The sequence below is a fragment of the Pedobacter sp. GW821-FHT01D05 genome (assembly GCF_059422505.1).
Genome location: NZ_JBWKXA010000001.1, coordinates 48,029 through 61,883, shown reverse-complemented (window position 1 = coordinate 61,883; position 13,855 = coordinate 48,029). Strand labels below are relative to the sequence as shown.

12 protein-coding genes are annotated in these 13,855 nt (G+C 37.6%); 8 read left to right on the top strand and 4 right to left on the bottom strand.

The window, feature by feature from the left end; all coding sequences use genetic code 11:
- Positions 1 to 47: 47 nt before the first annotated feature.
- A complete protein-coding gene (locus AC07VK_RS00225) occupies positions 48 to 446 on the bottom strand; it encodes a DUF4783 domain-containing protein (protein ID WP_477625596.1) in 399 nt (132 codons plus the stop codon).
- Positions 447 to 619: 173 nt separating this feature from the next.
- Here AC07VK_RS00225 and gpmI point away from each other — a divergent pair, with 173 nt between their 5' ends.
- Positions 620 to 2,143 (top strand): 2,3-bisphosphoglycerate-independent phosphoglycerate mutase, encoded by a 1,524-nt coding sequence (gene gpmI / locus AC07VK_RS00220; protein WP_492957473.1) that lies wholly within the window; start codon positions 620 to 622, stop codon positions 2,141 to 2,143.
- On the top strand, positions 2,143 to 2,673 hold the full coding sequence (locus AC07VK_RS00215) for a hypothetical protein (protein WP_492955674.1): 531 nt from the start codon (positions 2,143 to 2,145) through the stop codon (positions 2,671 to 2,673). Before gpmI ends, AC07VK_RS00215 begins: the two co-directional genes overlap by 1 nt.
- Positions 2,674 to 2,725: 52 nt before the next feature.
- On the opposite strand, the gene AC07VK_RS00210 is transcribed toward AC07VK_RS00215, so the two are convergent.
- Positions 2,726 to 3,346, bottom strand: coding sequence for a tetratricopeptide repeat protein (locus tag AC07VK_RS00210; protein ID WP_492955673.1), 621 nt, complete (start codon positions 3,344 to 3,346; stop codon positions 2,726 to 2,728).
- A 317-nt stretch (positions 3,347 to 3,663) separates the two neighbouring features.
- Here AC07VK_RS00210 and lon point away from each other — a divergent pair, with 317 nt between their 5' ends.
- Both lon and AC07VK_RS00200 read left to right on the top strand, forming a co-directional pair.
- Entirely contained in the window at positions 3,664 to 6,135 is a 2,472-nt protein-coding gene (gene lon, locus AC07VK_RS00205) for an endopeptidase La (RefSeq protein WP_492955672.1), read from the top strand.
- 84 nt (positions 6,136 to 6,219) lie between these two features.
- Positions 6,220 to 7,170, top strand: a complete 951-nt coding sequence (locus tag AC07VK_RS00200; RefSeq protein ID WP_492957471.1) for a lipid A deacylase LpxR family protein — start codon at positions 6,220 to 6,222, stop codon at positions 7,168 to 7,170.
- A gap of 67 nt (positions 7,171 to 7,237) precedes the next feature.
- On the opposite strand, the gene arfB is transcribed toward AC07VK_RS00200, so the two are convergent.
- Together arfB and AC07VK_RS00190 are read right to left on the bottom strand one after the other, a co-directional pair.
- A complete protein-coding gene (gene arfB, locus AC07VK_RS00195; protein ID WP_492955670.1) occupies positions 7,238 to 7,648 on the bottom strand; it encodes an alternative ribosome rescue aminoacyl-tRNA hydrolase ArfB in 411 nt (136 codons plus the stop codon).
- 38 nt (positions 7,649 to 7,686) lie between these two features.
- On the bottom strand, positions 7,687 to 8,211 hold the full coding sequence (locus AC07VK_RS00190; protein ID WP_492955669.1) for a ferritin: 525 nt from the start codon (positions 8,209 to 8,211) through the stop codon (positions 7,687 to 7,689).
- Positions 8,212 to 8,341: 130 nt separating this feature from the next.
- On the opposite strand from AC07VK_RS00190, the gene cmk reads away from it, so the two are divergent.
- The 4 genes from cmk (at position 8,342) to AC07VK_RS00170 (ending at position 13,234) form a co-directional block, all read left to right on the top strand.
- A complete protein-coding gene (gene cmk / locus AC07VK_RS00185; protein WP_492957469.1) occupies positions 8,342 to 9,022 on the top strand; it encodes a (d)CMP kinase in 681 nt (226 codons plus the stop codon).
- A gap of 648 nt (positions 9,023 to 9,670) precedes the next feature.
- The gene (locus AC07VK_RS00180) at positions 9,671 to 10,501 is read left to right on the top strand and encodes a 3-keto-disaccharide hydrolase (RefSeq protein ID WP_492957467.1); all 831 of its coding nucleotides are present in this window, start codon (positions 9,671 to 9,673) and stop codon (positions 10,499 to 10,501) included.
- Positions 10,502 to 10,561: 60 nt separating this feature from the next.
- Positions 10,562 to 12,064 (top strand): TPM domain-containing protein, encoded by a 1,503-nt coding sequence (locus tag AC07VK_RS00175; protein ID WP_492957465.1) that lies wholly within the window; start codon positions 10,562 to 10,564, stop codon positions 12,062 to 12,064.
- Between the two features lie 189 nt (positions 12,065 to 12,253).
- Positions 12,254 to 13,234, top strand: a complete 981-nt coding sequence (locus AC07VK_RS00170; protein ID WP_492957463.1) for an SH3 domain-containing protein — start codon at positions 12,254 to 12,256, stop codon at positions 13,232 to 13,234.
- Positions 13,235 to 13,855 lie beyond the last annotated feature (621 nt).

Genomic DNA, 13,855 nt, shown 5'->3' with positions numbered 1-13,855 from the left:
TGGCAAAGCCTAGCAGTGGCAAAACTTTGTAAGTCCTGCCCAGCCAATTAATCCTTTGCCGGTTCGATCCTTAATTCGGTAATCGAAAAGCTGGTATTGAATTTTTTCATGGTGATGGAAACCCTGAAGGTTTCTTTGGCGGTACTTAGAATAATTACACCAAAACGATAATTTGGATTCGTATTAATTTTATGAAAAATACTTGTTTTTATTGGCGGATGTTTAACAAAAAAATCTCTTAAAATCTGTTCACCCTGTGCTTTTGAGTATACATCTTCTTCATCAACTATAATAAGTTCAATAGTTGAGGCGAAACTTTTAGCAATTTCTTTTGAGTTGCCAGCTTTAAAATACGAGGATAAATCATCAATAATATCTGCCTGAAGAGCTGTAGGGTGATATAATGACGACAAACTAATAATGAGTAAAAATAAGCTCCGGATCATTTCTGTATTTTATACAGAACCCTATAGCTAAAATTATGCCATTAGCGTATCAAAAAAAGGATTTCTTCATTTGTATAAGCATCAATAAAGTTATATTTGCCATATAAACAAAATACTAAAACATGTTATACATGAAAATGTTTTAATGTGGATCAATAAATTTTACAATAAAAATGGTAAACGATAAAAAACTCGCGCTTATAATTCTAGATGGTTGGGGCTACGGAAAACAAGATAATTCTGATGCTGCATATGCTGCCAACACTCCTTTTTTCGATTCTTTATTACAGAAATACCCAAATTCTAAGCTTGAAGCATCAGGTGAAGCAGTAGGTTTACCAGCCGGGCAGATGGGAAACTCGGAAGTTGGGCACATGAACTTAGGTGCAGGTAGGGTAGTTTACCAGGAGCTTGGAAGAATCAACAAATCGATTACCGACAGAGAATTGCACAGTAACCCGGTTTTGGTAAGTGCATTCGATTATGCTAAGCAAAATAACAAAGCAGTCCATTTCATCGGTCTCGTTTCAAACGGCGGTGTGCATGCACATATCGAACACTTAAAAGCTTTATGCGATGCCGCAAATGAAGCAAACGTACAAAACACTTTTGTTCATGCTTTTTTAGATGGGCGTGATACTGATCCAAACTCCGGCTTGGGCTTTATTACTGATCTGGAAAACCACATCCAAAATACAAATGCTAAATTGGCTACCATGGTTGGCCGTTATTACGCAATGGACCGCGATAACCGCTGGGAGCGCGTTAAACAGGCTTACGATGTGATGGTAAACGGTATTGGCGAAAAAACCCAGGATGCGCTGGCCGCGATCAAAAAATCATACGCTGATGGCGTAACTGATGAATTTTTGAAACCAATCGTTTTAACGCAGGATAATGGCGCACCAGTTGCTACGATTCAAAATGATGACGTAGTAATCTGTTTTAATTTCCGTACCGATAGAGGTCGTGAAATCACTACCGCATTAACGCAAAAAGATTTCCCGGAACAGCAGATGCACAAACTGCCATTGTATTATGTTACCATGACCACCTACGATGAGAGTTTTGAAAATGTAAATGTAATTTTCACCAAAGATGATTTAACTCAAACCATTGGCGAAGTACTGGCCAACAACAATAAAAACCAGATCCGTATTGCGGAAACTGAGAAATACCCACACGTAACTTTCTTCTTCTCTGGCGGAAGGGAAGCTGAATTTAAAAACGAAAAACGCCTTTTAATTCCTTCACCGAAAGTAGCTACCTACGATCTTCAACCAGAGATGAGTGCCGCAGGAATTACCGACGCCATTACCAAAGAAATGGAAACCGGATGGGCCGATTTTATTTGCTTAAACTTTGCCAATCCGGATATGGTTGGCCATACAGGTGTTTTTGAGGCTGTGGTAAAAGCAGTAGAAACCGCAGACAAATGTGCAGAAACGGTGGTAAATAAAGGTTTGGAGCATGGTTATTCGTTTATTCTTTTGGCCGACCATGGAAACTCCGAATTTATGGTTAATGGCGATGGATCTGCCAATACTGCGCATACTACCAACCTGGTACCCTGTATTTTAATTGATAAGGATTATAAAACCATTGCAGACGGTAAGTTGGGCGACATTGCCCCTACCATTCTAAAAATATTAGGCGTGGCTATTCCAGCAGAAATGACAGGAAATGTTTTAGTATAATGGTTAAGAAACTTCATATCCTGGTATTTGCTTTGGCATTATTTTCCTGTAATCAGCGAAAAGAAGCTGAAGCAAATACCGATTTATTGTATTTTGATATAAAAGGATATTTTGGAAAGGAAATTTCCCGCTTACAAAAACTAAACCCCATAGTAAATAAAACCGTTAGTGTAAATGGGGCAACCGAAAGCAAAACAGCTAAAATTGCCGACTGGGCAAAAGAATTAGCGATCTTCGTTAATGCCGATATTAATAAAACCTCGTGGAAAGGGAGTTTTAAAATAAAAGAACAAGATGGCGTTGATATTTATACTTCCGACAATAAAAAAATCCCTATTAAGAAGGTTTCTATAAGCTGGAGCGGTCAGAAAGCAGGTAAAATAGAGATCATCATCGATAATAAAAATATCTTATACCAATCTGAGGATACTTTAACCTACTGCCCGGATAGCCTTTATGCAATCCAAAAGCAACAGAAAATTAGGTTGTTAAAGGGAAAGAAGTATTCAGTTATCGGAAAGCTGAAATAAAAAAATGGGGCTCGAAAATATTCAAGTCCCATTTTTCTTTAAAGACTATATTTTACTTTAGGCTAGCAATCTGCGCCTTATCGTATGTTACCCAATCAATAATATCTTTTCTTAACGGCTGCAAGGTTAATACCTTCTGAAAATCAGCAATAGAATTATTGAACAAAGCTACACAAGCCGCTTTTTCTTCTTTTTTCTTCGCTTTAAAAGATCTGAAAATTGCATAATCCTTATAAGCTAAGCCACGGTTCTGAAACATTTGGGCATCTTCATCACCATTAATTTCAATGGCTTTTGTAAAATCTTTGAGAGATGCCAAATAAAAGTTCTCGCGCATGGAATTTAACGATTCTTTAGGGTCGTTAGCGATTTTTAATCTTGCTATCCCCCGGTAATAATAAGCCGTAACCTCAGTAGGTTTAATGGTTAATAACCGGCTATACGTGGCAATACATTTCTCATATTCACGATTTTGGAAATAAGAATATCCGAGCATCTGGAGCACGTTTGCGTTATCTTTAGTTTTGGCATCAGCTTTTTCTAATTGTATAGCGGCGGTTTTATAATCACCTTTCATCATCGCCTGCATGCTTCTTTCGTAATTGCTTTGTGCGAAACTACTAGTTGATGTAAAAATAATTAATCCTAAAATCGCCTTTTTAAAATAGTTCATGTATGAGTAATAAGTTTAACAAATCTAACGCCTAACCAAATTTATAGGAGAAATTTTTTGCAATATAATCCTATTCTGATAATTTAAAAGTTTTTAATTTTCTTTCATTCAAAACCAAATGCCCTAAACATTAGCTTAAACGCTAAAATATGCTTTATATGATATTGGCGAAAATATTTATATTACTCTGCCTTTTTAACATAAGATTAATATTATTTTCACTTTGGCACAAGAGTTGAATTTATTAACTTAATACCAAAATTAAACAAAGTGAATACGATTGAACTGCCAGTTTGTCGTTAGCGGAAAATGTGATAATGAGTAAACAAGATATATTTGATTTCCATACAGCAATGCCAATTATAAATGAGGATACTGAATTTTTCCCCTTAATGTCTCAACAAGACGAAGAGGAAATGAACAATGAGGAAACGCCCGAAACGTTGGCCATATTGCCTTTGCGAAACACAGTTTTATTTCCAGGAGTAGTTATTCCTATTACAGTTGGAAGAGATAAATCAATTAAATTAATTAAGGAAGCTTACAAAGGAAATAAGATTATTGGGGTTGTTTCTCAAAAAGACGTTTCCATTGAAGACCCTACGTTTGAGCAACTTAATACTGTTGGTACGGTTGCAAACATCATTAAGCTGTTGCAGATGCCTGATGGAAATACCACTGTAATTATCCAGGGTAAACAACGTTTTAGCTTAATTGAAGAGGTACAGAACGAACCTTACATTAAAGCAGTTGTTAAAAAATTCGAAGAACAAAAGCACAAAGCAGATAAAGAGTTTAAAACATTAATCGCTTCTATCCGCGAAATGTCTGCTCAGATCATCCAGCTTTCGCCAAATATCCCAAGTGAAGCGAGTATTGCACTTAAAAACATCGAGAGCAATTCATTTTTGATCAATTTCATTTCATCAAATATGAATGCCGAAATGGCCGATAAGCAAAAAATCCTTGAAATGGATAAATTGCAGGAAAGAGCACAAAAGGTAATGGAGCTTTTAATGGTCGAATTACAGATGCTGGAGCTGAGAAATCAGATCCAATCAAAAGTCCGTACCGATTTAGATAAGCAACAACGTGATTATTTTTTAAATCAACAGCTAAAAACCATTCAGGAAGAATTGGGAGGCAGCTCTGCCGATTTAGAATTTGATGCTTTACAAGAAAAAGCTAAAAAGAAAAAGTGGGCAAAAGCAGTTGCCGAACATTTTGATAAAGAGCTGGATAAATTGGGTAGAATGAACCCTGCTGCACCAGATTACTCTGTTCAGTTAAATTATTTAGAGCTTCTTTTAGATTTACCCTGGAGCGAGTTTACTAAAGATAATTTCGACCTAAAAAGAGCACAACGCATCTTGGATAAAGATCACTTCGGTTTAGAAAAAGTGAAACAACGTATTATCGAATACTTAGCGGTTTTAAAATTAAAGCGCAATATGAAAGCGCCTATTTTATGTTTGGTTGGTCCTCCGGGAGTGGGTAAAACATCTTTAGGAAAATCTATTGCAAAAGCTTTAGGCCGTAAGTATGTACGTATGGCTTTAGGCGGTATCCGCGATGAAGCAGAAATCCGCGGCCACCGTAAAACATACATAGGCGCAATGCCAGGCCGTATTATTTCATCTATTAAAAAAGCAGGGGCAGATAATCCGGTTTTTGTTTTGGATGAGATAGATAAAGTAGGAACCGATCACCGTGGCGATCCGTCATCAGCTTTGCTTGAAGTATTAGACCCTGAACAAAACAGTGCCTTCTACGATCATTATGTAGAAATGGATTACGATTTATCCAACATCCTGTTTATTGCAACTGCCAACTCTTTAAGCACTATACAGCCTGCTTTGTTAGATCGTATGGAGATTATCGAAGTAAACGGATATACGATTGAAGAGAAAATAGAAATCGCTAAAAAATACCTGTTGCCTAAACAAAAGGAAAACCATGGTTTACAAACTAAGGATATTAACCTAAAAACTCCGCTGATCGAAAAAGTGATTGAAGATTATACCAGAGAATCAGGTGTACGTGGTTTGGAGAAAAAAATAGGTTCTTTAGTGCGTGGTGTGGCTACAAAAATTGCGATGGAAGAAACCTACGATCCAAATTTAAGCAATGAAGATGTAGAACGTATTTTAGGTGCGCCAATTTACGATAAAGACTTATACGAAGGCAATGAAGTGGCTGGAGTAGTTACCGGTTTGGCCTGGACAAGTGTTGGAGGCGATATTTTATTTATCGAATCTAGCTTAAGCCCAGGAAAAGGCAAACTCACCTTAACAGGTAACCTTGGCGATGTAATGAAAGAATCGGCGGTTATTGCGCTAGCCTATTTACGTGCGCATGCAGCTGAATTTGATATAGACTACAGTTTATTTGACAACTGGGATGTTCATGTTCACGTGCCTGCAGGCGCTACGCCAAAAGACGGACCTTCTGCTGGGGTAACCATGCTTACGGCCCTAACCTCGGCATTTACACAACGTAAGGTAAAACAGCATTTAGCTATGACTGGTGAGATTACCTTACGTGGAAAAGTACTTCCGGTTGGTGGCATCAAAGAAAAGATCTTAGCGGCAAAAAGAGCAAACATTAAAGAAATTATCCTTTGCAAAAGCAACCGTAAGGATATTTTAGAGATTAAAGAGAGTTACATCAAGGATTTAAAATTCCACTATGTAACCGAAATGAGTGAAGTAATTGAATTGGCTTTAACCAAAAACAAGGTTAAAAAACCTTTAGATTTAAGTGTTAAAATTGCGCCGATTGTAAACTAATTGCTAATTCTTTTGGATTAACAATCAAAAATCCAATTACAATAAATACTTTTATAGCCTAGGTAAATTGCCTGGGCTTTTTTTATGAGATCATTTTTATTCACTATAGTTTTTGGTTTGGTTGTTTCAACCAGTTTCGCTCAATCTTTTAAAAACGAATTTGGCTTTAAAACCGAAAACGATGCTTATCTGGCTACTTTAAACGATCGATATTATACCAACGGATTATTTATCTACTTCCGCCATGCCATTAATACCGAAAAGCTTTCAGATAAAATAGAGAAAAAAATCTACGAAATTTCTGCCGGACAGAAAATGTATACGCCTTATTGGGGGCAGGTTCCTAACAAAGCGGACCAGGACAGGCCTTTTGCAGGTTATCTTTATGCAGGTGGTGCATATTCTGTTTTCTATAAAAATGAGAGCGTTTTAAAAACCAGTGTAGAATTGGGAACGGTTGGCCCGAACTCGCTTGCCCAAACCGCACAACGTTTCCTACATAAAACCGTAGGTTTTTATACCCCTGCAGGTTGGGATTACCAGATTAAAAATGAACTGGCCGTAAACCTTGCCGCAAATTATAGCAAGTTACTTTTTAGACCTGAAGATCCCATTGTGGATATCAGTGCCCAGGGTTATGCCAACTTAGGTACAACTTTTTCGGGTTTGGGTGCATCAGTGCTTTTTAGGGCCGGAAAACTAAATCAATTGTTCAACAGTGCTTATCACAACGCAGTGATCGGAAATTCGAAAACAAAAAGCTTAAACAATTCAGAATTTTTCTTTTATGTTAAACCGCAGCTAAACTTTGTTGCCTACGATGCTACCATACAGGGAAGTCTTTTTAACAACAACAGTCCATTAACTTTTGGGGTAAAACCGATTGTTTTTGAGCAACAGTTTGGTGTAAATTATAGTTCAAAAAGATTTACTGCCGATTTTAATATCATTTTTAAAACCAAAGAAGTTAAAAGTGTGGCTAAAGCACAGAATTACGGTGGTTTAAGTTTGTATTATAGGTTTGGGAAGCGTTAGGTTAACTGTTTAAATTGGTTAATTGAGCATTTGCATTGGAACTATAATAGAAATTAGGCCGTAGGCTTTAATCAATTGATGGTCTTTTGCGACTCTCCTTTTTATCTGCATTTACAGCCTTATTCTTCAATCTTTTTTGAATAACTGCTTTAGGGATTTTTGTTGCTTTTCTTTTCTTCTGAACCTGAAGCGATCGTTTTAACAATTCAATCAACTTGGCAACTGTTTTCTCTTTATTGAGTAGCTGGCTCCTATCCTCTTGCGAGACAATATGTAACAGTCCTTCAGAATCTAAACGGTTTTGGAGTTTTTCCTTCAAAAGTACTTTCTCTTCGTCACTAAAATGCTCGAAAGTATCAATACTAAAAATAAGCTCTACCTTGCTCGAAACTTTATTTACATTTTGCCCACCCTTACCTCCGCTTCTGGAAGTTTTGAAAGTAACAGACCGTAAAATTTCATCTCTTGTAGGCAACATGCTGCAAAAGTAATAATTTGGGATCTAATAAAAACAGATTATTCTCCCTCTTTCGATTCGCTTACCTTGGTGCGCAACCCTACAATATCTTTATCCAATTGGTAAATGCCTCCCCTATCGCTACCTACCAATTGAAGTTTCTCTAACATCGTTTTCGCCATTTTTTCCTCTTCCAGTTGTTCATCCAAATACCATTGCAAAAATTTAAAAGTAAGATAATCTTTCTCATTCAGTGAAAGTTCTACCAAATCGTTAATGCTTTTTGACACCAACAATTCATTATCCAGAAAATCCTGAAATACCTCTATAACCTGTCCGAAAGAGTTTTTGGGCATTTCAAGGGCAGTAATTATGGCATGTCCATCACGATCATTGATATAATGAATCAGCTTAAGCATATGATGGCGTTCTTCTTCACTCTGACGATAAAAAAACTCGGTATAGCCCTCTAAACCCGGCTGGGTTTCTAACCATGAAGCAATTCCCAGGTAAACTTGCGACGATTCGGCTTCCAGTTTAACCTGGTTATTCAGGGCCGCCAACATTCTTTCAGATAACAACATAATTGTGTATTTATTTTATAATTAAACACATCCAGCAAATCAATGTTTTAGCATTATCTTGTTTAGAATCTATCTTTATACCTTTAAAAAAATTCAGCATTCTGTTTCTATTTTTTACCTTTGCGCTACGATGAAGAAAAACCTGGTAATAGCAATAGATGGCTACTCATCTTGCGGAAAAAGTACTTTAGCAAAAGCACTGGCTAAAAAATTAGGTTTTATTTATGTAGATAGCGGAGCGATGTACCGTGCCGTTACGCTATACTTCTTAAGAAATAACATCGATATTACTGATGATGCTAAAGTTGTTGATGCTTTACAGCACATCGAACTGAATTTCCACTCCCGCGATTACGAATCCCATATTACCCTTAATGGTGAAGAGGTTTCTGATGAAATCCGCTTAATGCCCGTTTCTGAAAATGTAAGCGAGGTTTCAGCACATAAAATTGTGCGTCATGAAATGGTGAAGCAGCAGCAGCGCATGGGTAAATCGAAAAACATCGTCATGGATGGCCGTGACATTGGCACTACCGTTTTCCCTGATGCCCCTGTGAAATTTTTTATGACGGCCGATCCGAAAATCAGGGCCGAACGCAGATTTAAGGAACTGGAGAGCAAAGGCAATAACGAAACTACCCTGGAAGAGGTTTTTGAAAACCTTGCCCATCGTGATTATGCCGATACCACCCGTAAGGAAAGTCCATTGGTTAGGGCTGATGATGCCATTATTTTAGATAATACCGATCTTACACAGGAAGAACAACTGGCTTTTGCGTTGGAAAAGGTTAATCCTTTTTTGGTTCATTAGACAGTAGTTCACTGGTCATTAGTTCATTGGTCCATGGTTTAGTAGTTGATGGCCATATTGGTTACTACAAAGCGACGAAAAATATTACAAAGGTTTGGTTAACTGGTTAATTGTTTAAATCGGTTAACTGATGTGTATCGCTGCATCCCAAATGCATAGCTTAGTTAATCGTCTTAAGACTAGGGATTTAGACTAAATAGATTTCTCCATTCCGCCGTGCTCCAGTCGAAATGACGTATCTCTAATCTATCGCTGCATCCCAAATGCATAGCTTAGTTAATCGTCTTAAGACTAGGGATTTTAGACTAAATAGATTTCTCCATTCCGCGGTGCTCCAGTCGAAATGACGTATCTCTAATCTATCGCTGCATCCCAAATGCATAGCTTAGTTAATCGTCTTAAGACTAGGGATTATAGACTAAATAGATTTCTCCATTCCGCCGTGCTCCAGTCGAAATGACGTATCCCTAAGGTTAATTGTTAATCGGTTAACTGGTTCCAAGCTATGGGCTACAAGACTATCAATCATGAACTACCCGGCTATTCACCATAAAATTCAGACTCCCAACTCTGAAGACTCCCGACTTCCCTGCCGTTTCCTGAGATAGAAAAAATTTCATATTTTTAGCACCCAACCCAAATGTTACTATGAAATTAAAATCAATTTATCTTGCGGTATTATTTTTATCGCTTACTATCCTCAATGCCAATGCCCAGAAAGGCTGGATCAATCTTTTTAATGGAAAAGATTTAAAAGACTGGAACATTAAAATTGCCAAACACGAATACAAAGAAAATTATGCCAATACTTTTCGTGTAGAAAATGGCGTAATGAAAGTGAGTTATGACGGATATAAAGAATTTGACCAACAGTACGGACATATTTTCTACAAAAAACCTTTTTCGGCCTATCTTTTAAAAGTAACCTACCGTTTTGTTGGCGATCAGGCTAAAGGTGGTGAAGGCTGGGCAACCAGAAACAGTGGTGCCATGTTACATTGCCAGGATCCGGCAACGATGTTAAAAAACCAGGATTTTCCCATTTCGATTGAAGCCCAAATTCTTGGCGGAGATGGTGAACATGAACGCCATACCAGTAACGTATGCACACCTGGAACACTAATTGATTATAATGGAAAACTATTTACGGGGCACTGCTTAGATTCCAAATCGAAAACCTATGCAGGCGACCAATGGGTAACCGCAGAATTTTTAGTTTTAGGTGATTCGGTTATCAAACACATTATAGCAGGCGAAGTGGTTTTAGAATATACCAAACCTCAAATTGGTGGCGGCAGCGTTTCTAATTTCGACCCGAAAGTTAAAATAGATGGCAAAGCATTAACATCAGGTTATATTTCATTACAGAGCGAAAGTCACCCGATAGAATTCAAAACGGTGCAACTTTACGATCTGGAAGCCTACATGAAAGATAAAGCAAAACTGAATAAGGTATTGGCTAAAATATTAAAAGAGTAAACCATATCGCTACCTAGTTGTTAGATCTTGATGTAAAAACCTGGCACCTAAATTTATACAATGCTCAATACCCGTTTGTTTAAACCCATTGCCCTACTATTCTTTCTTTTAGTTGCCCATATTGCTTTTGGGCAAACTGCTTACAAAGTAAAAGACATACCAAACCCAAAAAACAATGGCGGAGGTTATGTAAGTGATCCTGACGGCATTTTAAGAAGCAGTGCGGTTTCTGATTTAAATAACACCATTGCCCAGTTTGAACATGAAACCAATGTTCAGGTGGCAGTGGTGATTGTTAACGATTTCGACCATGATAAAGAAGATTTCGATTTTGCATTTGAGCTTTTTAACACCTGGGGAATTGGCTCAAAAACCAGCAATAATGGCTTATTATTATTTATCTCAAAAGATCGGCGAAAGTACCGGTTCATTACCGGAACGGGGATTGAAGGTGTATTGCCAGATGTAAAGCTTAAACATATTGCCGAGCAGAATCTCCTGCCGGCTTTCAGGCAAAATGATTTCAGCACCGGGATAACGAATACCATTAATGCCATTGGTGTAATTATTTTAAACCCTGAACATAAATCAGAACTCAATCAGTTTTTCACCCAACACGAAAGCAACAGTTCGCTCGAAAATTTTTGGCTTCCTACAGGAATTATCCTACTGGCATTTTTCGGGGTGTTCAAAATTGTGAACAGGCAAGCCAAAAATGGTTTAAATCCAAAAGGCTTTGACAAGAATAAAAATAGTTATGATGCCACCATAGCTAAAGGCTGTGGAGTGGCTTTCTTTATTGTGTTTGTTTCTATTTTTATTTTTGTTTTTACTGGTGCTTTTGAGCTGTTCGAAAAGATAAAATTAGCACATATCCCTTACATTCTTTTTTCTATCCTAGCCATATTGCTTTTCTTTCGGTACCTTTTCTATTTGTCGGCATTAAGAAAAGCGCACCAGGACGACAAAAATTTCTTTGATGCCGTTGTGGCTTTCCACAAAAAGAACTGGTGGTTAGTTCTTTTCTCTCCTATAATTTTAATTGCAATTATACTCCACCTCATCAAGCGCGTTAAAACGATTGATCGTTTCAAGCCAGTTTTGGATAGTAAAAATAACCCGATGATCAGAGTAGATCGCGATATCAACATAGAAGGAAAACCATTTTTAACCGCAGGACAACGTAAAGAGGAAGTTGTTTTAGCTTATGATTATGATATCTGGGAAAGCACAGACCATAAAGAACATATTATTAAGGCATGGCCAGCAGAAAAATACAATAGTTATACCGAATGCCCCGAATGCACTTTTAGGACATACAAACTGAATGAACGCGTTACAGTTAAACAGGCCACTTACAGTCACGAAGGGCAGGCAAAGCTGATAAACGAATGTAGTTTTTGTAAAAAAACAGAATTTATAAAGTGGATCACATTGGCTATGTTGGTCGAATCGAGCTCGTCATCAAGTTCCTCTTCATCAAGCGGCAGCTCATCCTCTTCATCAAGCAGTAGCTGGGGCGGTGGCAGTAGCAGCGGCGGTGGTACTGGTGGAAGCTGGTAGTCTCACTTATCTGTTTTATAAGATGTTCTGACGCTGCTGAAAGAAGAATTTCAGGAGAGGAGCTGCACCTTTTTTCAATCTTATCCTTACCTATTAAAAGTATTTTCTAATTTTGAAACTCTTAGCACGGTGTTTGCTTATAGCGTGTTTGCAATACCGATTAAACTGTTTCGCAGAAATCCAATACTTATGAATAGAATTTTCTTCCTCCTCATCGCTCTTTTTACTTTCACGAACCATTTAAGTGCACAAGAAACTTATCGTGTTAAGGCAGACAAATTGCGTGTAAGGGAAAGTAGCGATCCGAAAAGTAAGGTTATTGGAAATATTGCTCAAAATGAAAACATTACGGTTTTAGATGCCAGCAATGCCAAATTCTACAAAGTAAAGTTTAAAAACCGCGAAGGCTGGGCAAGCAAAGATTTCATCGAAAAAATTGCTTCTGCTGCGAAACCAGCAACTCCTCAGGCAAATACTGCACAGCCCACCACTAGCCCTCAAACGGCAGCAAGCGCCGATATGTATCGTGTAACTGCCGACGATTTACGCGTAAGGCAAAAAGCTGATCCGAAAAGCAAAATTGTGGGATATCTACCTAAAGATGAAAATGTTGCCGTGATTGATTCGTCAAATACAAGCTTTTATAAAATTAAGGTTACCAATGGTGAAGGATGGGTGAGTAAAGAATTTTTAGTTAGGATTTCTCCTGTTAAAGCGGCTGCCGAAAAAACAAGCATCGCGGCATCGGTACCTCAAGAAAACAAAGATTACACGAACATCATCTTTTTTGTGGTTGTAGCCTTAATACTGATTACCATTTTATACTTTTCGATCAAATATGCCAGCGGCAATAAATTTTTGATCGGTTTTTCGGTAATTGTGATTCTGGTAACCGGGTATTTCTGCTACATTACTTTTATACAGGCAAAAGTGGTTACAGGTACCTTTGCAAGCAACGAAGACATACAGTACAAAACCTTCAATTTTAAATCGAAAGATTCGGTAACCGTTACCGATGCCTTTACTGATTCTATTTTCACCTCGAAATATGTTATTGAGGGTGATATGATCAAACTTTACGATCAGCAGAATACCATTATGTTATTAATCAGAGATGATGAGACATTAATTGGCGAAGGTTTTACGAGGGGAACGTTTACGAAGAAATAGGTTAAGTTTATTAAGATGAATTTTGAATACCTTTCTTTGGGTACCTGCGCGCTTTTAATTGCATATAAAATATATTTCTTCGGAATTAAAGACAAAACGCATTCGTTGAAAGACCCAAACGGAAACGGACCAACAATGGCAAATTATTATAGCCAATTTATTTGGATCGCATTTCTCGTTATTTTCGGAATGATATACATCATAAGGTCATTTCCTGAAAAGATATGAGATTGTCCTTCGACAGGCTCAGGATGACAATATTTTTTATTTTCACCTTAACTTAATAAATCATTTCCTAGGAACGTTTGGTGAGCATTGTGCACAACCCCTTATTTTTGAACCTGATAGAGCGGAATAGCCCGGAGCGTAGCGAGGACTATAAGCGATAGCAGGACTGCTGCTTCCGATGAAATACTGGGCGCTCATTTTCAAATAATTAGCATAACTAAGCGATTAAACTCTAAATAAAACAGCTACATTTTGGAAAAACATGTGGTAAACTGAAATAACCACCCCGCCTTTCAGGCACCCCTCCAAGGGAGGGGAATTATAAAGAGCTAAAAATCAGCAAGATTTATTAAAAAAATCTTTTCTATTAATTAAAATATTTTTACCTTTGCA